Source organism: Variovorax sp. GrIS 2.14, assembly GCF_046115955.1.
Lineage (GTDB): Bacteria > Pseudomonadota > Gammaproteobacteria > Burkholderiales > Burkholderiaceae_C > Variovorax.
The window spans coordinates 110245-136941 of record NZ_JBJXIA010000006.1 but is presented as its reverse complement, the minus strand read 5'-3'; the positions used below and the strand labels follow the sequence as shown (position 1 = coordinate 136941).

20 protein-coding genes are annotated in these 26697 nt (G+C 65.2%); 12 read left to right on the top strand and 8 right to left on the bottom strand.

Annotated features, from left to right (window positions below):
- Positions 1-133 precede the first annotated feature (133 nt).
- Positions 134-4645 carry a beta strand repeat-containing protein gene (locus RCH10_RS12335; RefSeq protein ID WP_409052573.1) on the top strand — a complete coding sequence of 1504 codons (4512 nt, stop codon included), beginning with the start codon at positions 134-136 and terminating at the stop codon, positions 4643-4645.
- 28 nt (positions 4646-4673) lie between these two features.
- Here RCH10_RS12335 and RCH10_RS12330 read toward each other — a convergent pair whose 3' ends face one another.
- Positions 4674-5591 carry a LysR family transcriptional regulator gene (locus tag RCH10_RS12330; protein ID WP_323500709.1) on the bottom strand — a complete coding sequence of 306 codons (918 nt, stop codon included), beginning with the start codon at positions 5589-5591 and terminating at the stop codon, positions 4674-4676.
- A gap of 208 nt (positions 5592-5799) precedes the next feature.
- On the opposite strand from RCH10_RS12330, the gene RCH10_RS12325 reads away from it, so the two are divergent.
- From RCH10_RS12325 to RCH10_RS12305, 5 genes are all read left to right on the top strand, one after another.
- Positions 5800-6687 (top strand): alpha/beta hydrolase, encoded by an 888-nt coding sequence (locus RCH10_RS12325; RefSeq protein ID WP_409052572.1) that lies wholly within the window; start codon positions 5800-5802, stop codon positions 6685-6687.
- Positions 6688-6819: 132 nt separating this feature from the next.
- The gene (locus RCH10_RS12320) at positions 6820-8076 is read left to right on the top strand and encodes an efflux RND transporter periplasmic adaptor subunit (protein ID WP_409052571.1); all 1257 of its coding nucleotides are present in this window, start codon (positions 6820-6822) and stop codon (positions 8074-8076) included.
- 22 nt (positions 8077-8098) lie between these two features.
- Positions 8099-11356, top strand: coding sequence for an efflux RND transporter permease subunit (locus tag RCH10_RS12315; protein ID WP_409052570.1), 3258 nt, complete (start codon positions 8099-8101; stop codon positions 11354-11356).
- A 34-nt stretch (positions 11357-11390) separates the two neighbouring features.
- The gene (locus tag RCH10_RS12310; RefSeq protein WP_409052569.1) at positions 11391-12854 is read left to right on the top strand and encodes an efflux transporter outer membrane subunit; all 1464 of its coding nucleotides are present in this window, start codon (positions 11391-11393) and stop codon (positions 12852-12854) included.
- A 75-nt stretch (positions 12855-12929) separates the two neighbouring features.
- Entirely contained in the window at positions 12930-13733 is an 804-nt protein-coding gene (locus RCH10_RS12305) for a class I SAM-dependent methyltransferase (protein WP_323500705.1), read from the top strand.
- Between the two features lie 12 nt (positions 13734-13745).
- On the opposite strand, the gene RCH10_RS12300 is transcribed toward RCH10_RS12305, so the two are convergent.
- The 4 genes from RCH10_RS12300 to RCH10_RS12285 form a co-directional block, all read right to left on the bottom strand.
- Positions 13746-14357 carry a hydrolase gene (locus tag RCH10_RS12300; RefSeq protein ID WP_409052568.1) on the bottom strand — a complete coding sequence of 204 codons (612 nt, stop codon included), beginning with the start codon at positions 14355-14357 and terminating at the stop codon, positions 13746-13748.
- Positions 14358-14405: 48 nt separating this feature from the next.
- Positions 14406-15323 (bottom strand): alpha/beta fold hydrolase, encoded by a 918-nt coding sequence (locus RCH10_RS12295; protein ID WP_409052567.1) that lies wholly within the window; start codon positions 15321-15323, stop codon positions 14406-14408.
- Between the two features lie 173 nt (positions 15324-15496).
- Positions 15497-16117, bottom strand: coding sequence for a response regulator transcription factor (locus RCH10_RS12290; protein ID WP_323495026.1), 621 nt, complete (start codon positions 16115-16117; stop codon positions 15497-15499).
- Positions 16114-18102: a PAS domain-containing protein gene (locus RCH10_RS12285; RefSeq protein WP_409052566.1), complete on the bottom strand. Its 1989-nt coding sequence runs from the start codon at positions 18100-18102 to the stop codon at positions 16114-16116. Before RCH10_RS12285 ends, RCH10_RS12290 begins: the two co-directional genes overlap by 4 nt.
- Before the next feature lie 395 nt (positions 18103-18497).
- On the opposite strand from RCH10_RS12285, the gene RCH10_RS12280 reads away from it, so the two are divergent.
- The 6 genes from RCH10_RS12280 (at position 18498) to RCH10_RS12255 (ending at position 24224) form a co-directional block, all read left to right on the top strand.
- Positions 18498-18761, top strand: coding sequence for a hypothetical protein (locus tag RCH10_RS12280; protein ID WP_409052671.1), 264 nt, complete (start codon positions 18498-18500; stop codon positions 18759-18761).
- A gap of 110 nt (positions 18762-18871) precedes the next feature.
- Positions 18872-20155 (top strand): hypothetical protein, encoded by a 1284-nt coding sequence (locus RCH10_RS12275; RefSeq protein ID WP_409052565.1) that lies wholly within the window; start codon positions 18872-18874, stop codon positions 20153-20155.
- A 97-nt stretch (positions 20156-20252) separates the two neighbouring features.
- Complete coding sequence (locus tag RCH10_RS12270) at positions 20253-21710, top strand: cobyric acid synthase (protein ID WP_409052564.1); 1458 nt, start codon at positions 20253-20255, stop codon at positions 21708-21710.
- 38 nt (positions 21711-21748) lie between these two features.
- Positions 21749-22786, top strand: coding sequence for a nicotinate-nucleotide--dimethylbenzimidazole phosphoribosyltransferase (gene cobT / locus RCH10_RS12265; protein WP_409052563.1), 1038 nt, complete (start codon positions 21749-21751; stop codon positions 22784-22786).
- Positions 22783-23646, top strand: a complete 864-nt coding sequence (locus tag RCH10_RS12260) for an adenosylcobinamide-GDP ribazoletransferase (protein ID WP_409052562.1) — start codon at positions 22783-22785, stop codon at positions 23644-23646. Before cobT ends, RCH10_RS12260 begins: the two co-directional genes overlap by 4 nt.
- 14 nt (positions 23647-23660) lie before the next feature.
- The gene (locus RCH10_RS12255; RefSeq protein ID WP_409052561.1) at positions 23661-24224 is read left to right on the top strand and encodes a histidine phosphatase family protein; all 564 of its coding nucleotides are present in this window, start codon (positions 23661-23663) and stop codon (positions 24222-24224) included.
- Between the two features lie 36 nt (positions 24225-24260).
- On the opposite strand, the gene nth is transcribed toward RCH10_RS12255, so the two are convergent.
- From nth to RCH10_RS12240, 3 genes are read right to left on the bottom strand one after another with little or no spacing between them, the layout of a single operon-like run.
- A complete protein-coding gene (nth, locus tag RCH10_RS12250) occupies positions 24261-24905 on the bottom strand; it encodes an endonuclease III (protein ID WP_323495033.1) in 645 nt (214 codons plus the stop codon).
- A gap of 37 nt (positions 24906-24942) precedes the next feature.
- Positions 24943-26328, bottom strand: coding sequence for a type II toxin-antitoxin system HipA family toxin (locus tag RCH10_RS12245; RefSeq protein WP_409052560.1), 1386 nt, complete (start codon positions 26326-26328; stop codon positions 24943-24945).
- Positions 26322-26582 carry a helix-turn-helix domain-containing protein gene (locus RCH10_RS12240; RefSeq protein ID WP_187052229.1) on the bottom strand — a complete coding sequence of 87 codons (261 nt, stop codon included), beginning with the start codon at positions 26580-26582 and terminating at the stop codon, positions 26322-26324. The genes RCH10_RS12245 and RCH10_RS12240 overlap by 7 nt, the downstream gene beginning before the upstream one ends.
- Positions 26583-26697 lie beyond the last annotated feature (115 nt).

The window sequence follows — 26697 nt, the reverse complement described above, 5'->3', positions numbered from 1 at the left end:
ACGCACTCCAAATCCAAGGAAGCTGGTTACCGGCTTCAGGTCGTTATCCAGTCACGTGTCACGTAGCCCGCATTTCACCGCGGCAATGCGGCGCCGGCTGGTTGCGGTTGCTTGGACGGTAGCGGCTTCCGCCATGTTCGCGCTGCCGGCAGAGGCGGCGGTCACGTCCTGCACGCCGAGCGGCACGGTGCCGACAGGGCAACCCGGGGCGGGCGCCGCTTACAACAATTGCAGGGTGGTGACCAATTCCGGCGGTGACCAGACCCTCGCCGTCCCGGCGGGCAACTACGTCGAGTCCCGCGTCTGGGGCGCGGCGGGAGCAACGGGCTATTGGGTCAACGTCAGTGAGTTTGGCAACAGCGGCTACGGAGGTTACGGTGGCGCTGGCGCCTTTGCCAAAGGCGGCTTTGTTGCCAATGGCACGACCCTGTACGTGGTGGTGGGGGATGGGGGCCGGTATTTTCCCAACGGGGCGAGCTTGACCACGCCCTACGGGGGCGGTGGCACACGAAACCCCACAGCGGGCGGTGCGTTCTATCAATCGCAAGGCGGCGGTTTGTCCGGTATTTTTTACGGCGCTTCGCCTTTCGGCGGGTCGTATGGGAGCGTCAACGGCAGCGCTGATCCCATCATCGTGGCGGGCGGAGGTGGTGGTGCGGATGCGTCATCGTGGGGCGACAGTCCGGGGTCTGGCGGCGGCCTGACAGGGCTGACGGGCACCACCAGCGGCATGAATCCTGGTGCTGGTGGGACGTGCGTCGCCAGCGTCTACACCCCTGCGGGAGGTGGTTCCCAGTCTGGGGGTGGGTCCAAGGGCACCGGCTCGGCGGTTCTTGCCGGCAGCAATTCCACCAACGGCAGCAAATGGTACGGCGGGCTCGGCTCCGCGTCAGCGGCAGGCACGTCCGGCGGGGGCGACAGCTCGGGTGGCGGCGCTGGCTACTACGGCGGCGGCGGCGGCTCTGCCACCAACCGGTGCGACGACACGGCGGGCGGCGGCGGTTCGAGCTTTCTGTCGGCTTACATCCTCGGCGGTTCCGGTTCTTTTGCCACCGCCCCTTGGGTGCAAGCGCCAAGCAGCGGCGGCGCACCCAATGCCGGTGACCCCTACTACGGCGGTGCCGCGGCACAGCCAACCGTCACGGCCAATGGGTCTGGCGGTCAGGGGGGCAACGGTCGCGTGGTGGTGCAATGGAATTCACCACTGGTCAAGATGGTCAAGACAACGACGCCCGGCAGCACGGGCACCAACGTCTTCAATTTCACCCACACCGGCCTCACGACCACGGCCGGGGTCGCAGCTGGTACCACCGCCATCAGCGTCGTCGATGCCGCGACCGTAATCGGTGCGCAACGCATGGGCACCTTGAACACCAGCCAGAGCGTGGCCGAGTCGACCATTCCCGGCAGCTTTTTCGTGACCGGCATGGTTTGCAACGACGCCAATACGGCGATCACCGGCAACACCAATCCGGTTGCGCAAAGCGGGGTGGCGGACGTCACCAGCATCAGCATCCCGGCGGCCGCCATGCGCAACGGGGCGGACATCAGCTGTACTTTCGTCAACGCACAGCGCACCCTGACCAAGGCCTTCGCGACACCGTCGATCGTGCCGGGCGCCAGCACCACGCTGACGTTCACGTTGACCAATCCCGCCAACGGAGCGGCCACGACGGCAAGCTTTACCGACACCCTGCCGTCGAGCCTGCGTATTGCGGCCGCTCCGGCCATCGGGGGAACCTGCACCAACGCCAGTACGGCAACGGCCGCAGCGGCGGGCGGTACGGCCATCACGGTCACGAATGCGGCCGTTCCTGCGGGAACGAGCAGTTGCACGGTGACCGTCGCCGTGACCAATCTTGCAGGCGCCACCAACGCCAGTTGCACCACCAACCCCGCCGCATTCACCAATACCACTACCAACGTCACCGGTCTCTCGGCCAACTTCTTCAACGGCGTCACGGCCCAGTGCCTCATGGTGGCGCCTGCGCCCACTGTCAAGCTGGCCAAGACGACTACCAACGGCACGGGCAGCAACAGCTTTGGGTACACGTTGACCGGCCTGGGCAACACCAGCGACACCGTGGCGGTAACGGGCGCAGCGACGGTGGCCTCTGGTACCACGCAGGTCGGCTCCGTCGGCACGGCCGTCACGATGCAGGAGTCGAGCGTGCCCACGGGCTGGCCGACCAACCCGACCGGTGTGAGCTGCCTCGACGCCAATACCGCGGCCAGCGGCAACGTCACGACCAACCTGGCCACGCTGAGCGGCAACACCGCCAGCCTCCCTGCCACGGCCATGCGCGGCAGTGCAGTGATCACCTGCACCTTCACCAACACGGCCCGGCCCGATATGTCGGTGACGAAGTCCGACGGGGTGAGCAGCGTCATGTCGGGCGCGAGCACGGCCTATGTGGTCACCGTGACCAACAGCGGAGCGGTGGCGTCCACCGTCGCGCTGGTCGACCCGGTTGCAACGGGCTTGAACAAGACGATCGTCAGCTGCGGTGCCGTGCCAGGCGTATGCACCACACCGCCCTCGGTCGCAGCCTTGCAGGCCGGCTTCACCACGCCAAGCATTCCGGCTGGCGGCAGCTACCAGCTGACGGTCAACGCCACGGTCACGGCGGCCGTGGGCGCCTCGGTCAGCAACGTCGCCACTGCCACGGTGGCGACCAGTACCGGCACCAGCTGTGCGGCAGCCGGCGGCACATTCAACGCCGGCACCGGCGCGTGCTCGGCCACGGACACCGACGTCGTGGCGGCCGCGCCAACGGTCACGCTGGCCAAGAACTCGGTCGGCGGCACCGGCTCGTTCGCCTTCACCCTGGTCGGCGTCAGCAATACCAGCGACAGCATCACGACCGTGACGTCAGGCGCCACGGCGACCTCCGCCGCCAACCACACCGGCACGGTGGGCGCAGCGTCAAGCGCCACTGAAACAGCCGTTGCGGGCTACACCACCAGCACCAGCTGCTTGGACGGCAACAGCGCCGTTACCGGCAACACGGTAGCAATCAGTTCGACCAACACGACCGCGACGATTCCCGCAGCCAACATGCGCGCCGGTGCGTCCTATACCTGTACCTTCACCAACACCGCATCGCCCAGCCCCCGGGTGCAGATCGTCAAGACGACGGTGAGCGGCACGGGCAGCAACGTCTTCAGCTTTGCGCTCGGCGGACTGAGCCAGCCCGGCGACAGCATCACGGTGGTGGGCGCCGGCACGGCCAGCGGCGCGGCGACGATCACCGGCACGGCGGCCACGGCGGTGAGCATCGCGGAAACCCCGCCCGCCGGCTGGCCAGCCAACCCGGTCAGCGCCAGCTGCGTCGATTCGCAGACCGCCACGAGCGGCAACCCGAGCGGTCCGCTCGGTACGCTGTCCGGCAATGTGCTGAGCATTCCGGCGGCCAACATGGTCAACGGCGCGGTGTTCAGCTGCACCTTCATCAACGCCTTCGGCTTCAGCGTCACGGGCCGCGTCTTCACCGACAACGGCGTGGGCAGTGGGACGCCGAACGACGGGGTCATGAACGGCAGCGAAGCGGGCATGGCCGGCGTCAGCGTCAGGCTGACCAACTGTTCCGGCACGGTGTATGCGCAGGGTCTAACGAGCGGAAGTGGCAGCTACGCCTTGATCGTGCCCGGCAGCGTCGCAGCAGGGGCGCCACTGTGCGTGGAAGAAACCAACCCGGGCGTGCGCGTTTCCACCGGCGCTTCGGTCAGCACCACGGCCTTGCCCTCAGGCTTCGCCGTGACGGTCGGCGGCACCAGCTACACCTACGCGCGCACCGGCGCGCCGGACCGCATCGCCTTCGCATTCAACGGCGCCGGGCACAGCGGACTGAACTTCGGAGACGTCGACGCCAATACGTTTGCTGCCGATGGTGTCAAGACCGGTCTGCCCGGCAACACGGTGGTCTATGCCCACACCTTTACTGCGCGGACCGGCGGCGTGGTGAGTTTCTCGATTGCGTCGTCGGTGGCGACCCCGGCCCTCAATGGCTGGAACGAGAAGGTCCTTACCGATGTTGGTTGCACCGGTACGCTGCAAGCAGGCGCTGCGGTGTTGTACCCGCCAGCGGCGCCGATGACAGTGGTGGCAGGCCAGCAAGTCTGCATCGTGATGCAGGAGTTCATCCCGGCGACGGCGCAAAACGGCTACATCGATACCGTCACGGTGCAGGCAGGCTTCACCTTCACCAACGCCGCCCCAGCGCTGTCGGCCAGTTACCAGGTGACGGATGTAACCACGGTCAGCAGCGCCGCGCTCGATCTTAAAAAGGAAGTGCGCAACGTGACGCAGGCCGGCGTCTTCGGCATCAACAACCAGGCCAAGTCGGGCGAGACGCTGGAGTACCGCATCACCTACACCAACAACGCCGCCGCCCCGATCAGCACCCTGGCGATCAACGACACGACGCCGGCCTACTCGAGCTTCGTGAGCGCCCTGGCCGGTAGCACGCCGAGCACGCTGACGGCCTGCATGAAGACCACGCCAGCCAACCCGCTGCCCGCAGCGACCGTCACATGCCCGACAGCGCAAGCCACTGGCGGCACCGGCCCCCTCGATTGGAAGTTCACCGGCTCGCTGGCACCGGGCGGCACCGGCACCGTGCTGTTTCAGGTCAAGGTCAACTGAGGTCAGCGCGGTCGATGCCTTCCGGCCTTCAGCTGTGCCCTTGCAGCTTCGGGTTCTTCGCAAACAGATCAGCCGCCCAGTCGACGAAGGCACGTACCTTTGCGCTCAGGTGCCGGTTGGGCGGGTAGACCACATGCACCGGTAACGGCGGCACGGTCCAATCCGGCAGCACCCGCACCAGCTCGCCGCTCGCTAGATAGGGCTCGGCCACGTAAGTGATGCACTGCGAAATGCCGAAGCCGCCCAGCACCGCGCCGAGGTGCGCGTTGCCTTCGTTGACCGACACGCGGTACGGTCCGGTGAGCTCGACCAGCTCGTCGCCCTTCTGGAACTCGTGCGGGTAAAGGCGGCGCGTGCTCCCCGAAAAAAAGCCGACCAGCAAATGCCGCTTTTCGATGTCGTTCGGGTGCGTCGGCGTTCCGTAGCGCTTGATGTAGGCCGGTGATGCGACGGTGACCCAGGCCAGGTTGCCGATGCGGCGCGCGACCAGCGACTGGTCGGTCAGCTCGCCGCCTCGAATGACGCAATCGACGTTGTCGCTGATGAGGTCGACCGGGCGGTCGCTGACGCCCAGGTCCACCTGAATGTCCGGATACCGATCGAGAAACCCCTGCAGCGCCGGAAGGATGATGAGCCGCGCCACAGAGGTGCCGACGTCGATGCGCAGCCGCCCGGTCGGGTTGGCCTGGGCGTTGGTCATGCTCGCCTCGATGTCGTCGAAGTCGTTGAGCAGGCGCGCGGCGCGTTCGAAGTACGCAGCCCCGTCGGGCGTGACAGTGACGCGGCGCGTGGTGCGGTTCAGCAGCTTCACGCGCAGGTGCGCCTCCAACCCCTGGATCTGTTTGGTGACCGTGCCTTTGGGCAGGCCGAGGGAATCTGCGGCACGGGTGAACGTGCCGGCTTCTACAACGCGAACGAAAACCCGCATTGCCTGGATCTGGTCCATAGAGATGCTCCTGGCAGCGCGCGGCATGGCTTGCCGGCGAACTGAATTCTCACATGTGGATTTGCACTGATTGTTCTTCTAATGGAAACAGAGTAAGGATCAAGAGGCCCTTTTCTGACGCGCCCGGCGACTTATATTCAATCCATCGCTGGTTTCCTCCACTGACTCCGCAACTCCCACCTTCAGGTCCACCATGTCACCCCGTTCAATGTCCAAGTCTGCTGACGCCGCCGCTGCTGCCGTGACAGCGAACGCCGTCGACGTGGCCGACATCACGATCGCGTTGCCCGGCCGTGAGCCGGTGCAGGCCCGGACCTACGGCCTGAAGCAACGCGGTGTGACCTCGCCGCTGGTGCTGCACTTTCATGGCGGCACCTTCACCTGCGGCGGCCTCGACAGCGGGCGCATGGTCGCCGGGCTGCTGCAAGACGCGGGTGCGGTCGTCGTGTCGCTCGCCTATCCCTTGGCACCCAAGTTCCCGTTCCCCGAGCCGATCGAAGTCGCCTACGCGGTGCTCGAATGGCTGTACGGCCAGCGCGTCAAGCTGGCGGGCAAGGGCGCACCCGTGTTCCTGGCCGGTGAAGAAGCCGGCGGCAACCTGGCCGCCGCCGTGGCATTGATCGCACGTGACCGCGGCCATCCGCCGCTGGCAGGGCAAATCCTGCTGTCGCCGATGCTCGACCCGTGCGCCGGTACCGCATCGCTGCGTGAAACCACCGGTGACGCGACGCAGTGCAAGTGGGCCGCAGGCTGGCAGCAATTTTTGAGCAGCCCGAAAGATGCGGTGCATCCGTATGCGGTTCCCAGCGCATCGATGCGGCTCGGCCAGATCGCGCCGACGCTGGTGCTGGTCGGCGACGACGATCCGATGCGCGACGAGGCGCTGACCTTTGCGCGGCGCCTGCGCGAAGCCGGCAACCCGGTCACGAGCAGCGTGCTGCCCTCGGCGACCAACTGGCCCGATGCGTTGTCGGACCCGGCGGCTGGGGAGTGCGTTTGCAGCGTCACCGTGAAGCAGCACTTTCGCGAGTTTTTCAGTGCTTCAGCGCCGCACTTGACCGAGCCTGCCAAGCCGCAGGCCTCTAAGACCGGCTGACGCCGGTTCCCACTTCCCGCTTTTTTCGGTAACCGGCAACCCCGGTCGCCGATGCGCTTCCCGGGTCCAGAGCACCGGGTGGCTACGCCTTTTTTCAAAATTTTCCGAAGTCATTAAGAGGACGAATTCATCATGTCTAAAACCGAACTTTCTTCGCTGGCCCGAAAGGGTCTCTGGCCGACCGTCACCGGCCTGACCGCATTGCTCGCCATCGCCGCGGCGGCATTGGGTTTGCCGTATCTCAAGGCCGAGGCCGGCAACGTGCCGGTGGCCGTCGTGCCGCAGGGCATTCCGGTGTCGGTCGCTGCCGTGACCGAAAGCGACGTGGCTGGCTGGAACGAGTTCTCGGGCCGGCTTGAAGCGGTCGAACGCGTCGATGTGCGCTCGCGTGTCGCGGGTGCCGTGCAAGCCTCGCACTTCCGAGAAGGCGCGCTGGTGAAGGCGGGCGATCTGCTCATCACCATCGACCCCGCGCCGTATGCAGCCGACGTCGAGCGTGCGGCGGCGCAAGTCGCAGCGGCGCAGGCCCGCGTATCGCAGGCTGCCAGCGAGCAGGCCCGCGCCAAACGCCTGTGGGAAGAACAAGCCATCGCGCAACGTGAGTTCGAAGAGCGTGCCAACACCCGCAATGAAGCCGATGCCAACCTGCGCGCGGCGCAAGCCTCGCTGCAGACCGCCAAGCTGAGCCTGGGCTACACGCAAGTGCGCGCGCCGGTGTCGGGTCGCATCGGCAAGCTCGAAGTGACCGTCGGAAATCTGGTGGCCGCCGGCCCTGGTGCGCCGGTGCTCACCACGCTGGTGTCGGTCAGCCCGATCTATGCAAGCTTCGACGCCGATGAAGGCGTGATCGTGCGCGCGCTCAAAGACGTCGCTACCGCTGGCAGCAGCGCGCGCGGGTCGATCGAGAAAATTCCGGTGGAGATGGGCACGGCGGCCAGCGACGGCACGCCGTGGCTCGGCAAGCTGCAACTCATCGACAACCAGGTCGATGCCAAGAGCGGCACGGTGCGCGTGCGTGCTGCCTTCGACAACGCCGACGGCGCGTTGATGCCGGGCCAGTTCGCCCGCATCCGGATGGGTCAGGCGCGCACCGACAAGGCGATGCTGGTGAGCGAGCGCGCCATCGGCACCGACCAGAGCAAGAAGTTCGTGATGGTGATCGGCGCCGACAACAAGGCCGAGTACCGCGAAGTGACGCTGGGCGCGTCGAACAACGGCCTGCGCGTCGTGAGCAAGGGCCTGAAGCCCGGCGAACGCGTGGTTGTCAACGGTCTCCAGCACATTCGCCCCGGCGCGTTGGTGACGCCGCAGATCGTGACGATGGACGCCAAGAACGAAGCGCCTTCGCAGGCCAAGCCTGAGCGTGTCGCACAGGCTGAAAAGTCCTGATCCAGGACGGAGGAGAAGCATCATGAATCTATCGAAGTTCTTTATCGATCGACCGATCTTCGCCGGCGTTCTGTCGGTGTTGATGGTCATCGCCGGGCTGATCGCGCTACGCGGTCTGCCCATCTCCGAATACCCTGAAGTCGCGCCACCGTCGGTGGTGGTGCGCGCACAGTATCCAGGTGCCAATCCGAAGGTGATTGCTGAAACCGTGGCCACGCCGCTCGAGGAATCGATCAACGGCGTCGAAGGCATGCTCTACATGGGCAGCCAGGCGACAACCGATGGCGTGATGACGCTGACGGTCACCTTCAAGCTCGGCACCGACCCGGACAAGGCACAGCAACTGGTGCAGAACCGCGTCTCGCAAGCCGAACCGAGGTTGCCCGAAGAAGTGCGCCGACTCGGCATCACCACGATCAAGAGTGCGCCTGATCTGACGATGGTGGTTCACCTCGTCTCGCCCAACAACCGCTACGACATCAACTACCTGCGCAACTACGCGGTGCTGAACGTCAAAGACCGGCTGGCCCGCATCGACGGCGTCGGCCAGGTGCAGATCTTCGGTGGTGGGGAGTACTCCATGCGCGTCTGGCTCGACCCGCAGAAGGTGGCGCAGCGCAACCTGTCGGCCAGCGACGTGGTGGCCGCCATCCGCAGCCAGAACATCCAGGCCGCAGCCGGTGTGGTCGGCGCATCGCCGGGGCTTTCGGGCGTCGACATGCAGTTGTCGATCAACGCTCAAGGCCGCCTGCAAAGCGAAGAAGAGTTCGGCGACATCATCGTGAAGAGCGGTGCCGATGGCGCCGTGACCCGCCTGCGCGACATCGGTCGCCTTGAAATGGGCGCCGCCGACTACTCGCTGCGTTCTCTGCTCAACAACGACGCCGCGGTCGGCATGGGCGTGTTCCAGGCGCCGGGTTCCAACGCGCTCGACATTTCGTCCAACGTGCGCAAGACGATGGACGATATCGCCAAGGCGATGCCCGAAGGTGTCGAGTACCGCATCGCCTACGACCCGACGCAGTTTGTGCGGGCCTCGATCGAATCGGTCATCCACACGTTGCTCGAAGCCATCGCGCTGGTGGTGCTGGTGGTGATCCTGTTCCTGCAGACCTGGCGTGCATCGATCATCCCGTTGCTGGCGGTGCCGGTGTCGGTCATCGGCACCTTCGCCGTGCTGCATGTGCTGGGCTTCTCGATCAACGCGCTGAGCCTTTTCGGGCTGGTGCTGGCGATCGGCATCGTGGTCGACGACGCCATCGTGGTGGTGGAAAACGTCGAGCGAAACATCGAGGCAGGACTGAGTCCGCGCGAGGCGACGTACAAGGCGATGCGCGAAGTGTCGGGGCCCATCATCGCCATCGCGCTGGTGCTGGTCGCGGTGTTCGTGCCGCTGGCTTTCATCAGCGGCTTGACGGGCCAGTTCTATCGCCAGTTCGCGGTGACCATCGCGATCTCGACGGTGATCTCCGCCATCAACTCGCTGACGCTGTCTCCGGCGCTCGCAGCACTGCTGCTGCGCGGCCACGACCAGCCGAAGGACGCGCTGACGCGCGGCATGGACCGCTACCTCGGCTGGTTGTTCCGCGGCTTCAACAAGCTGTTCCATCGTGGCTCCGAGGCTTACAGCGGTGGCGTCAAAGGCGTGATCTCACGTAAGACGATCATGCTGGTGATCTACCTCGCGCTGATCGGCGTGACCTTCGGCCTGTTTAAGGCGGTGCCGAGCGGTTTCGTGCCGGCGCAAGACAAGCAGTACCTGATCGGTTTCGCGCAACTGCCAGACGGGGCCACGCTCGATCGCACCGAAGACGTGATCCATCGCATGGGCGACATCGTCAAGAAGAATCCGAACGTGGAAGACGCGATCGCGTTCCCGGGCCTGTCGATCAACGGTTTCACCAACAGCTCGAACTCGGGCGTGGTGTTCGTCACGCTGAAGCCTTTCGACCAACGCAAGCGCGTCGATCAGAGCGGCGGCGCGGTCGCGGGCCAGCTCAACCAGCAGTTCGCCGGCATCCAGGACGCCTTCATCGTGATGTTCCCGCCGCCGCCGGTGGCAGGTCTTGGCACCACGGGCGGCTTCAAGATGCAGATCGAAGACCGTGCCTCGCTCGGCTACGACGAGATGGACAAGGCCGTGAAGGCGTTCATGGGCAAGGCCTCGCAAGCACCTGAACTGGCCGGCATGTTCACCAGCTGGCAGGTCAATGTGCCGCAGCTCTACGCGGACATCGACCGCACCAAGGCTCGCCAGCTCGGCGTGCCGGTGACGGACATCTTCGACACCATGCAGATCTACCTCGGCAGCCTGTACGCGAACGACTTCAACAAGTTCGGCCGTACTTACAGCGTGCGGGTGCAGGCCGACGCGCCGTACCGTGCGCGTGCCGAAGACGTGGGTCTGTTGAAAGTGCGCTCCAACTCGGGCGAGATGGTGCCGTTGTCGGCGTTGATGAGGGTCAACTCGAGCTTCGGGCCCGAGCGCGCCATGCGCTACAACGGCTACCTTGCTGCAGACGTCAACGGCGGACCGGCGCCCGGCTATTCGTCGGGCCAGGCGCAAGACACCGTCGCGCGCATAGCGGCCGAGACGCTGCCCAAGGGCATCAGCTTCGAGTGGACCGAGCTGACGTACCAGGAGATCCTGGCCGGCAACTCTGCGTTCCTCGTGTTCCCGCTGTCGATCCTGCTGGTGTTCCTGGTGCTCGCCGCGCAATACGAAAGCCTGACGCTGCCGATCGCGATCATCCTGATCGTGCCGATGGGCCTGCTCGCCGCGATGACGGGCGTCTGGATATCGGGGGGTGACAACAACGTCTTCACGCAGATCGGGCTGATCGTGCTGGTCGGGTTGAGCGCCAAGAACGCCATCCTGATCGTGGAGTTCGCACGCGAGCTTGAGTTTGCAGGGCGCACTCCGATCCAGGCCGCCATAGAGGCCAGCCGGCTGCGGTTGCGCCCGATTCTGATGACGTCGCTGGCCTTCGTCATGGGTGTGCTGCCGCTGGTTCTGTCGACCGGCGCCGGCTCCGAAATGCGCAAGGCGATGGGCGTGGCGGTGTTCGCCGGAATGATCGGCGTGACGGCTTTCGGCCTGTTCCTGACGCCTGTCTTCTACGTGGTGCTGCGCCGGCTGGCGGGCAACAGGCCGTTGACGCAGCACGGCGAAGGAACGATGTCGCCGTCGCCTTCACCTTCACAGGCACCGCCCGCAGTGCTTGGTGGTGGAGGCAGCCTGCATGCGCAGCCTGCTGCGCCGCATCGGTCGCACGAATAAGGGCCGCGTTACTGCGACCAGAAGGAGATTCATCATGACAAGCAATTTCTCGTATTTCGCTCGCCCGCTGCGCACCGCGCTACTGCCACTCGTGGCTGCATTGGTGCTCGCGGGCTGCGCGTCGACCGGTGAAGTGTCGACCGGCATCACGACGCCGGTGCAGTTCAAGGAACAGACCGCCAAGGGCGCCGCTGCGGTGACAACCAACGCAGCGCCTGCGCAGGCCGCAGGCAACTGGTGGGTCGCGTTCAACGACCCGGTGCTCGACGAGCTCGTCGAGCGCGCCGCCGTCAACAACACCAGCGTGCAGCAAGCGGCTGCGCGGCTCGGTGAGGCACGCGCACTGGCACGCACCGTCGATGCAGATCGCTCGGTGCAGGTCGGCCTGGGTGCCGGTGCGAGCCGACAAGCCGGCATCGATCGCAACCTGAGCAACAAGCCTTCCACGCTGTTGAATGCCGGGGCCAGCGTGTCGTATGAAGTCGATCTGTTCGGCAAGCTGTCGGGCGCCAGCAACGCGGCGTCGCTCGATGCGCAGTCACGCGAGGCGCTGCTGCAAAGCGCACGTTTGCTGGTGCAAGCCGAGACGGCGCAGACCTATCTGTCGGTGCGTGCGCTCGATGCCGAACGTGCTCTGGTGCGCGAGCAGGTGGATGCCTATGCCGACACGCTGCGACTCACCGAGCGGCGCTTCAAGGCCGGCGACCTGGCCGAACTCGATGTCGCCCGCGTGCAGACCGAAGTGGCAGCAACCGAGTCCGATGCGCTGGCGCTCGACCGCCAACGCGCATTGCTCGAACACGCGCTGGCGGTGCTCACCGGCGACGTCGCCTCCAACTTCGCCATGCACAGTGGCGAGTGGTCGACAGCGTTGCCGGCGATCCCAGTCGGCTTGCCGTCGACCGTGCTCGAACGGCGCCCAGACATCGCGGCGGCGCAGCGCAGCATGGAAGCCGCACAGGCTCGCCTCGGCGTCGCCAAGACTGCATGGTTCCCGACCATCGCGCTGACCGGCGGTGGCGGCTATGCCTCTTCTGATTTGAGCGATCTCTTCAAGTGGTCGGCGCGCTCGTGGGGCATCGGCGCGTTGCTGTCGTTGCCGCTGCTCGACGGCGGTCGCCGCGAGGCCGGCGTGCTGGGCGCATCGGCGCAACTCGACGGTGCACTGGCGAGCTACCGCGAGCAGGTGCTCGTGGCCTTTCGCGAGGTCGAAGACCAACTCGCGTCGCTGCGCCTGTTGCAGGAGCAATCGGACGTGCAGGCGAGGGCGGTAGCTTCGTCGCGCCGCGCGACGGTGCTGTCCGACTCGCGCTACCGCAATGGCTACGTGAGCCAGCTCGACCTGCTCGACGCGCGGCGCAGCGAGTTGCGCAATCGGCGGCTCGCTCTGCAAGTGAAGGCGGCGCAGTACCAGGCGACGGTGGGGCTGATCAAGGCGTTGGGTGGGGGGTGGGATGTGCCGGCGGTGGTGGCCGCGAACGCGACCGTGAAAGGATAGGCATAGGCCTTTTCGGGTCTTGCCTTCACCGTTGCAAGGCATACAGTCTTTCCGACGGATTACACGGAGGACCGCATGGACCACGACCCTTTTGCCGAACTCAAAAAACGCCAGCGAGAGATGTGGGCGTCGTTCGGGCCAACCGCGACCAGCACCACGCCGGTGGCAGCGCACCTCGTCAAATTCGCGGCCATCGCCCCTGGCGAGGAGGTGCTGGATGTCGCCACCGGCACCGGTGTTGCAGCCATCACCGCGGCACGCGCGGGTGCGCGCGTCAAGGCGCTCGACCTGACGCCTGAACTGCTCGCACAGGCGCATGAAAACGCACGCATCGCTGGCCACGAAGAGATCGAATGGACCGAGGGGGACGCGGAGCAGTTGCCCTATGCGGACGCAAGCTTCGATGTCGTGCTGAGCCAGTTCGGCCACATGTTCGCGCCACGGCCCGAGGTCGCTATCGCCGAGATGCGTCGCGTGCTGAAGCCTGGCGGCCGCATCGCCTTCGCGACCTGGCCGCCGGAGCACATGGTGGGCCGCATGTTCGCGTTCGTCGGACGCAATTCGCCGCCGCAGCCCTCGGGTTCAGCGCCGCCGCCGCAATGGGGCAATCTGGCGGTGATCGCCGAGCGCCTCGGTGCTCGCTTCGATGCGCCTTTCTTCGAGCGAGGCGTCATGGCGTATCCGGCACTCAGCCTGTCGCACTACCGGCTTTCGATGGAGCGCACGATCGGGCCGTTGCAGAAGCTGATCGAGCGGCTTGCCGGCGAGCCGGAAAAGCTTGCTTCGGTTCGGCTTGAGTTCGATGCCATGGCAGAGCCGTACTACGACGAAAACATCGTGCATCAAGACTACGTGTTGACGCGGGCTCGCGCGATCTAGCGGAAAAGTCGGTCAGTGTCCTTCGACTGCGAACACGATGTCGGCGAACCCCGGCACGGTCGCTTCCCGGTTCCAGTCGCGCTGTAGTTCGCAGATGAGCTGGACCCAACTCGTCGGCTGGGCTCCCGCCTGTAGCAGGCGCTGAAGCCCGGCACGGTGCGCCTCCTCAGAGGTGCCTCCCACCGCGTCCACGACCGGGTAGACCTCGAATCCTGCTTTCATCGCGTCGAGCGCCGGAAACACAAGGCAGACCTCGGTCCACAGCGCCACCATGATGAGCTTCTTGCGTCCGGTCGCCTTGACCGCGGCAACGAACTCTTCGTCTTCCCACGCATTGATCGATGTGCGGTCGATCGCCCGAACATCGCCCAGCACTTCCATGATCTGATGAATCGTCGGTTGGTTACGGCCAGTCTCTACGTTGACCGTCGACAACACGATTGGCAGGCCATACAGCTTGGCGGTACGCGCCACCGCGGTGACGTTGGCGACGAGCATGCGGCGATCCATCGAGGTGATGGAGCCGACCTGCACCGGCTGGAAGTCGATGATCACGAGTGAAGCGTTTTGCGGGGTCAGCATCTGGTCTGTCAACGGGTCGCGGATTGTCTTAGGAGAGGTCATGGCTAACTCCTGGTGGTTGGGTTGCGTTTGGAAGGGGTGAGATCCGGGTTATTGAAGAAAGCCGAGGATCGCAGCAACGGTTGCCTCGGGTTGCTCCTCCATCAGCCAATGCCCGGAAGCCGGGATGACGACGCCCTGCACGTTGGTCGCGGCAAAGCGGACCACGCTCGCCATCGTCGTGCCGAATGATTTTTCGCCGCCGATGGCAAGCACCGGCATGGTCAGCGGACCTTTGGCGAGGTACACCTTGTTGTCGATCGCGTCCTGGTCGAAGGCGTGGAACTGCTCGAACCCGGAGTGCATCGCGCCCGGCCGGGCATAGAGCTTTGCGTAATGGCGTCTCGAAGCTTCATCGAACTTCTTCGGGTCGGCGGAGAAGTCGTTCCAGAACCGGTCCAGATAGATGCGCTCGCGGCCTTTGACCAACCGCTCCATGTCGGGACCGCCGAAGCGGAAATGCCAGAGCAGCGGGTTCTTCAGGATCTCGTCCCACGGCCCGATGCCCGGGACAGGTGCGTCCATCAGTACCAGCCGGGTCACACGCTCGGGATGCTCGGCCACGAAGGCATAGGCCACCATGTTGCCGATGTCATGACCGACCACGTCCACCTTGCCCACCTTGAGTACGTCGAGCACGCCCGCAATGTCCTGCCCCTGTGTCTTCTTGTCGTAGCCGCCGGGCGGATGGTCCGACAGGCCCATGCCGCGCAGGTCGGGCACGATCACCGTGTGGTCGCGCACCAGTCGCGCCGCCAGCGGCTCCCACATGTCGCCGGTTTCACCATAGCCGTGGAGCAGCACGACTGCGGGGCCGGTACCGCCTGTCCGCACATGCAGCGTGGCACCGTTGGTGGTGATGCGTTGGTTGTGGAAGCTCGCCGGAAAGGGTTTGACGTCAGCCTTTGCATGAGAGACCAGCACGGTCGCGGCGAAGGCAACGGCGAAGAGAAAGAAGACTTTGCGCATGTGGATTTCCTTCGGGGGTTGTCGGCCCCTGCAACGGGAGACCGGTGCAGGAAGTCTCTGTCGCACATGGCCTGGGCGCCAGACACGCACGAATGGATTTCAATCCCGTCCGCGGGACTGCAGCGGTCTCCATCGAAAGAACGAGAGGCGATGGACGCCAGCGCGCGACGTCGTCAGATTTCGACGATGCCCCTGCGACCGGCGGTGGCGACTGCCTCGGTACGGCTCAGCACGTTGAGCTTCGCGAAGATGCCGCGCATGTGCGACTTCACGGTCGTCTCGGAGATGGACAAGGCGGAGCCGATCTCCTTGTTGCTCTTGCCGCGCGCGAGCATGGTCAACACATCCAGCTCGCGCCGTGTAAGGGGCTCGTCGCTGAGCCCCGCGGCGAGCTTGGCGACCAGCGCGGGAGGAATGCAGGTTTCGCCCGCGTGCACACGACGGATGAAACTCAGCAAGTCCTCGCGTGGAGCATCCTTCAACAGGTAGCCCCTGGCACCGGCCTTGATGGCGCGAGAGATCTCGTTGTCGGTATCGAATGTGGTCAGCACCAGAATGCGCGCATTCGCGTCGCCACGGCGTATCTCGTCGATGGCGCCCACCCCGTCGAGGTGAGGCATGCGCAAGTCGAGCAGCGTGACATCGGGCCGGTGCTCGCGCCACAGCTGGACGGCGGTCTCGCCGTTCGCAGCTTCGGCGACGACGGTCATGTCGGCCTGTCGGCCGATGATCGCCGCCAGGCCTTCACGCACAGTCACATGGTCATCGGCGATGAGGACCCGGATCGTGTTCATCGGGAGCCCTGCGGTTTGGAATCCAGTGGCACCGAGATCGAATAGTGAGTGCCTTGTCCGAGGCGACTCTTGAGCGAAAGCCGGCCCCGCATGGTTGCCACACGCTCGTGAACGCCCAAGAGGCCGAAGCCGTCGAATTTGCCGTCAGGATCGAAGCCGCAGCCGTTATCACGCAGATCGAGTTGGACTTCGGACGACTTGAAGGCAATGCGGGCATTGAAGTCGCTCGCGTGTGAATGCCGCAGTACGTTGGTGAGCACCTCCTTGACGGCGCGCAGCAAGTTGTCTTCCCATTCGGAAGGCAGCTTGGCCGGCGTTCCTTCCAGTGCGAAAGCTGCGTTCACCGTCGTGCCGGCAGTCATCTTGCGGATCAGTGCTTCGAGCGCGTCGCACAGATTCCCGTCGTCGAGCTCGATCGGGCGCAGCGCGCGCACCGATCGGCGGGCCTCGGTGAGGCTCTCGCGAGCCATGCCGCTCGCCCGGGCGATGTGCGTGTCGGTCTCCACCATCAGACCGCGGGCCTGTGCATCGGCCGCCGCTTCCAGCTGAACGATGACGCCGGTCAGGCCCTGTGCCAGCGTGTCGTGGATGTCCCGCGCCATCCTGTTGCGCTCTGCGATCACCGCGGCCTCGCGGCTTTGTGCCGACAGCTTCGTCAGTTGCATGGACAGCATCGCCTGGTTGACCAGCGCCTGCGCCAGTTCGATCTCCTGTGCCCCGAAGCTGCGCCGGCTGGTGAACCGGATGCCCACCGCGCCGTCGACCCGACTTCCGATCGACATGGGGATCACCAGGATCGTGACCACGCCGAGCTCGATGAGCCGCGCTCGCCAGGGGAAGTCGCGCAGTTCACGGATGTCTTCCATGATCCCCGGGCTGCCGGTACGAAGCACTGCAGACCAGGGCATTGCGTCGTCGACGGGCAGCGTCAGGCTGGCGGTTGTCAGTGAAGGATCGGAAGACGTGAAGAGCCTGCCCTTTTCGTAGGAAGATTCAAAACGCACCTGCCCGTCAGGCTCGTTCTTGCGCCATACGCCGCAGCTGTGTGCGCCCAATTGCATGGTGATCGTGGACAGCACGTGTTCCAGCAGCCGCTCCGGATCAGCCTCCGTTGCCAGCGCCTCGATCGTCGTTGTCAGCGCGTCGACCTGGCCGCGTGCGAGTCGCTCCGACGCTGCGAGCGCCTCTTCCGACCGCTTGCGGTCGGTGATGTCCATCACCACGCCGAGCATCCGCGCAGCGCGCCCATTGGCCGTCGTGCGATAGATGTTGCCCTTGGCGACGAGCCAGTGGATGCTGCCGTCTGCCCAGACCACGCGGAATTCCGCACTCCAGTCGCGTAGTGCCGCCACAGCCTCGCGCATCGTGCTCTCCACGCTCTCGCGATCCTGTTCGTGGACGTGCTTGAAAAACGTGTCTGCGCCCCATTCGATATCTGGCACCGGTTGGGTATAGCCGAAACAACGATCGTGCCGCAGGGACCGTCGCGATGTGTTGCGAACAAGGTCCAGGTCCCAATCCCCTACCTGTCCCGACTCCAGCGAGAACTCGAGTGCAGCCTTGGTCTGCTCGATCAGCACGCGATGTGTGATGTCGACCAGCATCGTGCGCGTGTAGAGCCCATTCGGCGCGGGCCGGGAAGACCATTCGACCCATATCGGACGACCGTCGTCCTTGCGTCTGAGTTCCAGCACGATGCCCGAAACCTGCCCGCCTTCGCGGATGGATGCGAACGCGTTGTCCAGTTCCTGCTGGCTCTCAAGCGTGTCAGCGATCAGTGATCTTCCGTAGGTGCTCGTCACTTCCGCGGGCTCGACGCCAAGCAACGATCTGGCCGCGCGATTGGCGCGGATAAAGCGCGAGTCCATCGCCTCATGCACATACGGAATGGGAGCCTCCTCGAACAGGTCCGTGAAGTCATCGTGCCCGTCCTCAAGGCGGACGGATGTTGCTGTGCCTTTCGTCGAAATGGGTCGGAGGTTCATGGTTCGAGAGCGAGCAGCTCCAAGGGTCGATTCGTCGAATGATGTCCTCATGCGCGGTCCGTGTCACATGGAGGCCGCATTAATCGACGTGTCTAGTTCGTACGAAGGAGAGCCGATTCGTTCGGTCTGACGGTGCGCTGCGGCGACCCGATGCTGCGGTCGCACTGCACTTGCGTCGTGACCGCTGACGTCGTGACCTTGCAATCGGCTTTCAATGTTCGTCGCCTTTTGCGAAATAGATTTCTTCGCACGTCAACAGGCCATTTTCGATCGACGTTGTAAGCGCATGAGACCGCTCGGTTTCATGCAACCTTTCAGGACTTCCAATGTTCAATCGCACTACGTTCGCCTTCGCTGTGGTCGCCTTCGGCGCTGCCACCTTCACTGTCGGCGCGATGGCAGAGACACCGTGGCAGCACGCACACCCGCGCCGTACCGAAGTCAACGCGCGCCTGAATCACCAGGACCGGCGCATCCACAACGAAGTGAAAAGTGGCGAGATCAGCAAGGGCCAAGCAGCCACGCTGCACAAAGAAGATCGGCAGATTCGCCGCGAAGAACATGCCATGGCGCGGCAGGATGGCGGCCACATCACGAAGCTGGACCAACGTACCCTGAACCAGCAAGAGAACGGCGTCAGCGCCCAGATCGGCAAGTGAGTCGAGAGGTGCCCGGCAGACCGGGCACCCGACCTCAAAGGCGCGTCCTTCCATGACGTAGCCCTTTGGCTTCCAAGGCCCAACCGCTGCTTTCCGAGTGCCACGTTCTCATGAAAAAAAACATCGTCTCGCCGTCCATCTGTGTGGCTGCCATGTGCCTCGCGACCCTGGTCGCCGGCTGCGTCGCGCCGCCTGCGCCACCGCCGCGCTACGTCGTCGTTCGGCCGCCGCCGGTCTACATGAGTCCGCTTCCACCGGCTGCAGTGGCCTATTCGTCGCCTGTGGTGACGCCAGTGATCAGCGTCTACATCGACCCTCCGATGGTGCAGCCGGAACCGATCGCCGTCAGCTGGGCGCCGCCGGCAATGCTGGTCGAAGTGCCCCCGCTTTCGCCGTTTCCGATGGCGGTGTGGACCGGCGGTTACTGGGATTGGCACGACCGTTGGGTCTGGTCTGCCGGGCGCTGGATGGCACCGCCGCAATTGGGCTATGGCTGGGTCCAGCCGTACTACGAGCATCGCGACAACGCGGTCCTGTTTGTTTCCGGCTATTGGTCGGCCCCGGGATTGCGGTTCGTGCCGCCGCCGCTCGGGATTTCGATTGCCTTCGCCGCTCTCGGGGTGGGCGTCGTCGCGGGGCTACCTCCAATCGGTCCACAGGGCGTGTTCGTGCCGCCGCCGCCCGGTTCGAGGCCGGGCCTCATCGTGCCCGCGCCCATCGGTACGCCGCCGGCCGTGGTGACGAGCGCACCGCCGGTCACCAACGTCGGCATGCGGATTCAAAACACGACGATCAACAACAACAACGTCACCAATAACGTGACAAACAACGTGACGAACACGACCAACGTGACGAACGTTGCCAACACACGCAATTACATGGTGACGGCGCCGGCCGCTGCCACTGCAAGCGGAAAACCGTTTGAAGCGGCAGTGCCGGCGGCTGCGCATCTCGCGGCTGCACTGCCGCCGGTGATGCGCCTCGAAGCGCCGGTTCCGGTGAGCACGAAACCGGTTGCCGCCTTCATGTCCGGCCGGACACCCGTCGCCCTGCCCGCAGCGCAGGTGGTTCGGCCTGCACCTGCCATCGGCACACCATCGGCACCGTCGGCACCGTCGGCACCGTCGGCAGCATCCTTGCAGCGGCCGGAACCGGAGCATCGGCAAGCGGGCGCGAGTCCAGCGGCGTTGCCGGAGGCTCAACGTATGTCGCGCGTCAGCGACGGGCGGATCGAAGCCGCCAAGCAGACCAATGTCCAGCAGGCAGCCCAGCATGCGCAGCGCCCGCCCGAGCGGTTTGCCGGACACGCGCAACCGCCCCAAAGGCAAGCCGTCCGGCCATCGCCAGGAAGCCATCCAGGCGAGCGGCCGAAGCCGGAACACAAGAAAGAGTGAGCCGCAAGGGGCGCTCGGTGCGGGTACCGCAGCGCGCCACAATCGAGGGTATGAACGCCTCGTTTTACGCCTTGTCTTCCACCTCGTTTTCGAGCCCGTGACCGCACGCTGCGTCATGGTGCTCGGCACCACCAGCGGTGCCGGCAAGAGCTGGCTCGCCACCGCGTTGTGCCGCTGGTATGCGCGGCAAGGGCTCAAGGTCGCGCCGTTCAAGGCGCAGAACATGAGCAACAACGCTCGCGTCGTGGGCGCCACGGCCGGCAACCAGGGCGGCGAAATCGGCAGCGCGCAATACTTTCAGGCACTGGCCGCCCGCGCGATGCCCGAGGTTCGCATGAACCCCTTGCTGCTCAAGCCCGAGCGCGACACGCACAGCCAGGTCGTGCTGATGGGGCAGGTGAGCGAAGCGCTGTCGGCCTTGCCGTGGCGCGGCCGTAGCGAGCGCGTGTGGCCGACCATCGTGCAGGCGCTCGACGCACTGCGTGCCGAAAACGAGGTGGTCGTGATCGAAGGCGCCGGCTCGCCAGCCGAGATCAACCTGATGGCATCGGACATCGTCAACCTGCGCGTGGCGCGCCACGCGAACGCGCGCTGCCTGCTGGTGACGGACATCGATCGCGGCGGCGCTTTCGCGCATCTGTACGGCACCTGGGCTTTGATGCCGGAGGCGGACCGGGCATTGCTGAGCGGCTTCGTGCTGAACAAATTTCGCGGCGATGCGTTGTTGCTTTCGCCAGCGCCGGAGCAGCTGCAGGAACTGACGGGTGTACCGACCGTGGCGACGTTGCCGATGTGGTGGTCGCATGGCTTGCCGGAAGAAGATGGCGTGTTCGATACGGCGGAGTTCGGCGCAGGCAAGACGGTTGCGGTTGTCGCTTACCCACGCATCAGCAACCTCGACGAATTCCAGCCGCTGAAGAACGTGCCGGGCATTCGACTGCGGTGGGCACGCACGCCCAGCCAACTGGCCGACGCCGACTGGATCGTGCTGCCGGGTTCAAAGCACACGAGCGGCGACCTGGCCTGGCTGCGTTCACAGGGGCTCGACCGCGCGATCGCCGCGCATGCAGCGCGTGGTGGTGCCGTGCTCGGAATCTGCGGCGGCCTGCAGATGCTCGGTGAGGCGCTGATCGACACGCATGGCATCGACGGCAACGCAGCTGGCCTGGGCTTGCTGCCGCTGGTCACTGTGTTCGATCCCGACAAGACCGTGCGGCATCGGGATGCGTGTTTTGGTGCGGTCGGTGGGGCGTGGGCCGCGCTGTCCGGCGTGGCGATGCACGGCTACGAGATTCACCACGGCCGTACTGCCGAGCACAGCGCCATGGCGGCAGCCGGCGACCACGCATTGCCGGTGATGAACGACGGCTTGGCGTGGCAGAACGGCGCGGGCAATGTGCTGGGTATCTACCTGCACGGCATGTTCGAAGACCCGGCCGTGCTGCATGCGCTGTTCGGTGCGACGGTGCCGACGCTGGACTCGGTGTTCGACGGACTGGCCGACTACATCGACACGCATTTCGATGCGGGCGTCCTGCGCTCGCTGATCGACTGATTGAACTTGAACTTGAACTTGAATCGAACTGAACCCGAATGAACATCCCGGACATCGTCGACCTGCATGACACCGCACTCACTGCACGCCTGCAGCACCTCATCGACAACAAGACCAAGCCCGTCGGCGCGCTAGGCCAACTGGAAGCGCTGGCCATTCGCCTGGGCACCATCCTCGGCAGTGAGTCGCCGACGTTGCAGCATCCACAACTGCTGGTCTGCGCCGGTGACCACGGGCTGGCGGCACGCGGCGTGTCGGCCTATCCGAGCGACGTCACTTGGCAGATGGTGCAGAACTTTCTGGGCGGCGGCGCGGCGGTGAGCGTGCTCGCGCGCCAGCACGGACTGGCGCTGACGGTGGTCGATTGCGGCGTACGGCACGAATTCACTCCGATGCCGGGCCTGGTCGTTCGCAAGATCGCTGCGGGTACGGCCGACGCTTCGATCGGCCCGGCGATGACACCGTCGCAATGCGCAGACGCCATCGCCAACGGCCGCGACGTGGTGCGCGCGTTGCCCGGCAACGCGCTGCTGCTCGGCGAGATGGGCATCGGCAACACTTCCGCTGCGTCGATGTTGCTGTCACGGCTGGCCGGCCTGTCGCTCGACGATTGCGTCGGCATCGGAACGGGACTCGATGCTGCAGGGCTGGCGCGCAAACGCAGCGTACTCGCAGAGGTGATGGCGTTGCATCGCGATGCTGTCGCGCCACTGGATGCGCTCGCTGCGTTCGGTGGATTCGAGGTTGCCACGCTGGTCGGTGCCGTGCTGCAGGCAGCCGAAGAGCGCCGTGTGATCGTCGTCGACGGCTTCATCACCGGTGCCGCGGTGCTGATCGCATACGCATTGCAGCCGCACGTGGTTCAGCGTTGCGTTGCTGCGCACGTGTCCGCCGAACCTGGTCATGCACTGCTGCTTGCACACCTGGGACTGCAGCCGCTGCTGCGACTCGATCTGCGCCTGGGTGAAGGCTCGGGCGCCGCGTTGGCTTGGCCGTTGCTCGAATCGGCAACGCGCATCCTGCGCGAGATGGCGAGCTTCGAGGCGGCGGGTGTGTCGCGGCAAGACGGCGCATGAACGGCATACGCCACTACCTGCTGGCGCTTCAGTTCTTCACGCGCGTGCCGGTCACCGGTCGGCTGGCGCAATGGGTCGGCTTCAGCCCGCAAATGCTGCGTGCCAGCGCCGCGCATTTCCCCGGTGTCGGCTGGATCGTCGGCGTGCTGGGTGCGACGGTTTTCTTCGTGGTCGAGCGTGGCTTGCCGGGCGCTGGCGGAGCCTGGGTCGCGGCAGTGCTGAGCACCATCGCCACCGTGTTGCTGACGGGCGCGTTTCATGAGGACGGGCTGGCCGACGTAGCAGATGGACTCGGCGGTTCGGCCGATCGATCGCGTGCGCTGGAGATCATGAAGGACTCACGCATTGGCGCCTTCGGTGCCATCGCTTTGGTGCTGGCGCTGGGGCTCAAGTTTGCGTTGCTGGCGATGCTGGCCGGTGGCGGTGGCGGTGGCGGTGGCGCTGCCGCTGCCGCTGCCGGTGGTGATGAACGGGGCGCATCCGTCGCGCTGAGCGCGATCGTCGTCGCGCATGTGCTGTCACGACTGGCGCCGTTATTTCTGATTCGCTGGATGCCTTACGTCGGCGACAGCGGTGCGAGCAAGTCCAAGCCGCTGGCGGATGCGATTGCCAACGGTGCGTTGGGCATCGGCATTTTGTGGGCGGTGCCGGCGGTGGCGCTGCTTGCGTGGGTGCAGGGCGGGTCGGCAACGGTCGCGGCGCTGGCGACATGCATCGTTGCGACCGCGGTCATGGCGCGTTTGTTCTGGCGTCGCCTGCAAGGTTTTACCGGCGATGGACTCGGCGCCACGCAGCAGGTCTGCGAACTGGCAATCTATCTGGCTCTGGCGTTCGCGATGACACCGGCCGCGCTGCGCTGAAGCCCAGGAAGGCTATGAAGCTCTGGATGGTCCGACACGCGCCGGTTATTGCCGAGGCCGGCCTTTGCTATGGCGCGACCGACCTGGCTGCACATCACGACGGCACGCTTGCCGCTGCAGTTGCCGTATCTGTCGCCATCGGCACGCGGCTGCTCGATGGCATGGCGTTTGTCAGCTCGCCGTTGCAGCGTTGTGCGGCGTTGGCAAAAGAAGTCGCCGTGCTGCGCACCGATCTGCCGCTGTGCCGCTACGACCCCAACCTGGCCGAGATGGATTTCGGCGTATGGGAAGGCAGCCCGTGGCAAGACGTAGCGCGCCCCGAGTTCGATGCATGGATGGCCGACTTCGCCGATGGGCGCGCCGGTAGTACCGGGGAGAGCACGCGCGTCTTCATGCAGCGCGTGGGTATTGCATGGGACACGTGGCTTGCCTCGGGCACCGACGCACTTTGGGTGACGCATGCAGGCGTGATGCGGGCCGTGACGCTGTTGCAGCGCGGTGTGCGCGTGCCGGTCACGGCAGCCGATTGGCCAGCGCATCCGATCGCTTTCGGCGAGTGCGTGACCATTGAAGTCTGAGCGCAGCGGTGCTCATTCGCTGCCTGCGCCAACCGCTCAATTCTTGGGCGCTGGCGTCTTCGGTTTGTAGTCGCACATCGTGTGAACGGCGCACTCCCAGCACTTCGGTTTACGCGCCACGCAGATATAGCGGCCATGCAATATCAGCCAGTGATGCGCGTGCAGTCGAAACGCCATCGGCACGCGCTTCTCCAGCTTGAGCTCGACCGCGAGCGGCGTCTTGCCGGGGGCCAGGCCCGTGCGGTTGCCGATACGAAAGATGTGCGTGTCGACCGCGATCGTTGGCTCGCCGAACGCCACGTTGAGCACCACGTTGGCAGTCTTGCGCCCGACGCCGGGCAACGCTTCGAGCTCGGCGCGCGTCCTCGGCACCTCGCTGCCATGCAGTTCGATCAGCATGCGACATGTCTCGATCAGATGCTTCGCCTTACTGCGGTACAGCCCGATGGTCTTGATGTAACTCTCGAGTCCTTCGACACCCAGGTCGAAGATCGCCTGCGGTGTGTTGGCCACCGGATAGAGCTTGCGCGTGGCCTTGTTCACGCCCACATCGGTCGCTTGTGCCGAGAGCAGGACGGCCGCCAGCAGCTCGAAAGGCGTGGTGTATTCCAGCTCGGTTTCGGGATTCGGATTGGCCGCCTGCAGCGTCGCGAAGAAGGGGACGATGTCGTCTTTTTTCATGATGTAGGTCCGTTCTTCGGCTTGGCTGGCTGCGGGATCAATCGGCTTCGGTCAGTCGCTTTGCGGTGTTGCGCACACCCTCGAAGATCGTGCGCGCCACATGCTCCGGAAAGCCGGACGGCAGCTGGGTTTCGACTGCATCGAGCGCCCCCGGCAACTGCGCGAGGAGTTCATCGCAGAGGGCGTGTGCATCGCCGAGACCCGCGAGTTTGGCGACGCCGTCCCAGTGGCGTGCGCGCAGATCCTGCAATGCCCAGTGCGAGCTCTTGCTGCGCAGCGCCATCGCCAGCTTGGCCTTTTGAAAGGCAAGCTGGTTGGCGCCGCTGCCAATGACAGGCCAGGCCGACAGCACGTCGTAGAACGGCGTAAGCCGGTAGCCGCCGCCACGCTCCAGAAAGATCGAGAAGTTCTTGGCATGGCCGTCGGTTGCTGCAAGCAGCCAGAACACCATCTGCGCCTTGACGAACGCGAGCTTGTCGGCCGTGGCGTTGCTGCTGGCATCGAGGACGCGCAGGATGTCGCGCATGCCGGGGCCGCCGTCGGTCTCGTACTTCTGCGAGCCCGGCACGCCGAGTGCCTGGCAGAAATCTTCCTGCGGCAAACGGGCGATCCATTCCGGATCGCGGTGGTCGCTGTCGTCGCCGCGAGCAGCGCCGGCGTTCTGCAGCGCGCGGTCGAAGCGTTGCACCACGAGCACCTTGCGCTCGCCGAAGGTCGCGATGTCGCAATGCGCCGTCGGCAGCCCGAAGGCCGTCATGATGCGGGAGCAGAGCCATTCGTTTTCGATGGACTCCTTCATGTCGGCCTGCATGTTGCCGACGAGGCCGAGCGGCAGTTTGAAAATGTGGGTTGTCGGTGTGGCGCTCAGCGGGCGAAACCACTGACCTTCACGTTGCAGCAAGGCCGTCTTTTCCTGGGCGCCGGCGATCGAAATGCGGAAGTCCTCGTCGTCGCGCTGGCCGAGCACGCGGCCCGTCGACAGCGACGCGTTGATGGCGCGTTCGACGCCCGCATCATCCAGGGCCTCGGCTTCGATCCGGTCGAAGCCGGTGGGCAGCACGCCGGGCGGCAGCAGCTGTACGGCGCCGACGCACTCGCGGCCGATGGCTGTCAGCAGGTCGAACGCGTCGGTGCTCGGCGTCGCGAACTTGCGTTGCAGGCGCGTGCGAATCGCGTCGCTGTCGGGCAGAAGGTTGTCGAAATAGTTCTGCACCACCGGCCCGCGCTGCGGCGCATTACCGGGCGTCATCGGCAGCGACAGCGAAAGTCGGCGTGCCGCCGGCGAAGCGGTCCATTCGTCGGCGTACTGAAAACGGTGCTCGCCTTCGCGAACCGTCCATTCGCCGACCGTCTGACCATTGATCCAGACCGTCAGCGGGTGCGGGTGCCGGGGGCCGCGGCCTCGTTTGGAACGGCTCACCATGATGTGTCTCCCTTGTCGGTGATCGGCGCTTCGGCAGACGGCAATGCTTCCAGCACCAGACGATGACCCATGAGTGCGACCAGTCGCGAGATCTGGTCGAAGCTCGTGACACCGGGTGCCGCTTCGATCCGGGCCACGCGTTTCTGGTTCACGCCCAACTGTTCGCCGAGCTCGGCTTGGGTGAGGTGACGGGACTGGCGCAATGCCTTCAGCACGGCGCTGAGTTGCTGGCTGGTTTCGAGCGGATACCGCATGCGGCTTACTACCTTGAAGTGGTGAAGTGAATTTACTACTCAAAAATAGTAAAGTCAATAAACTACCTTGGACTGGTAATGCGCCGCGGCCTTCTTGGTTCGACAATGGCGGTCA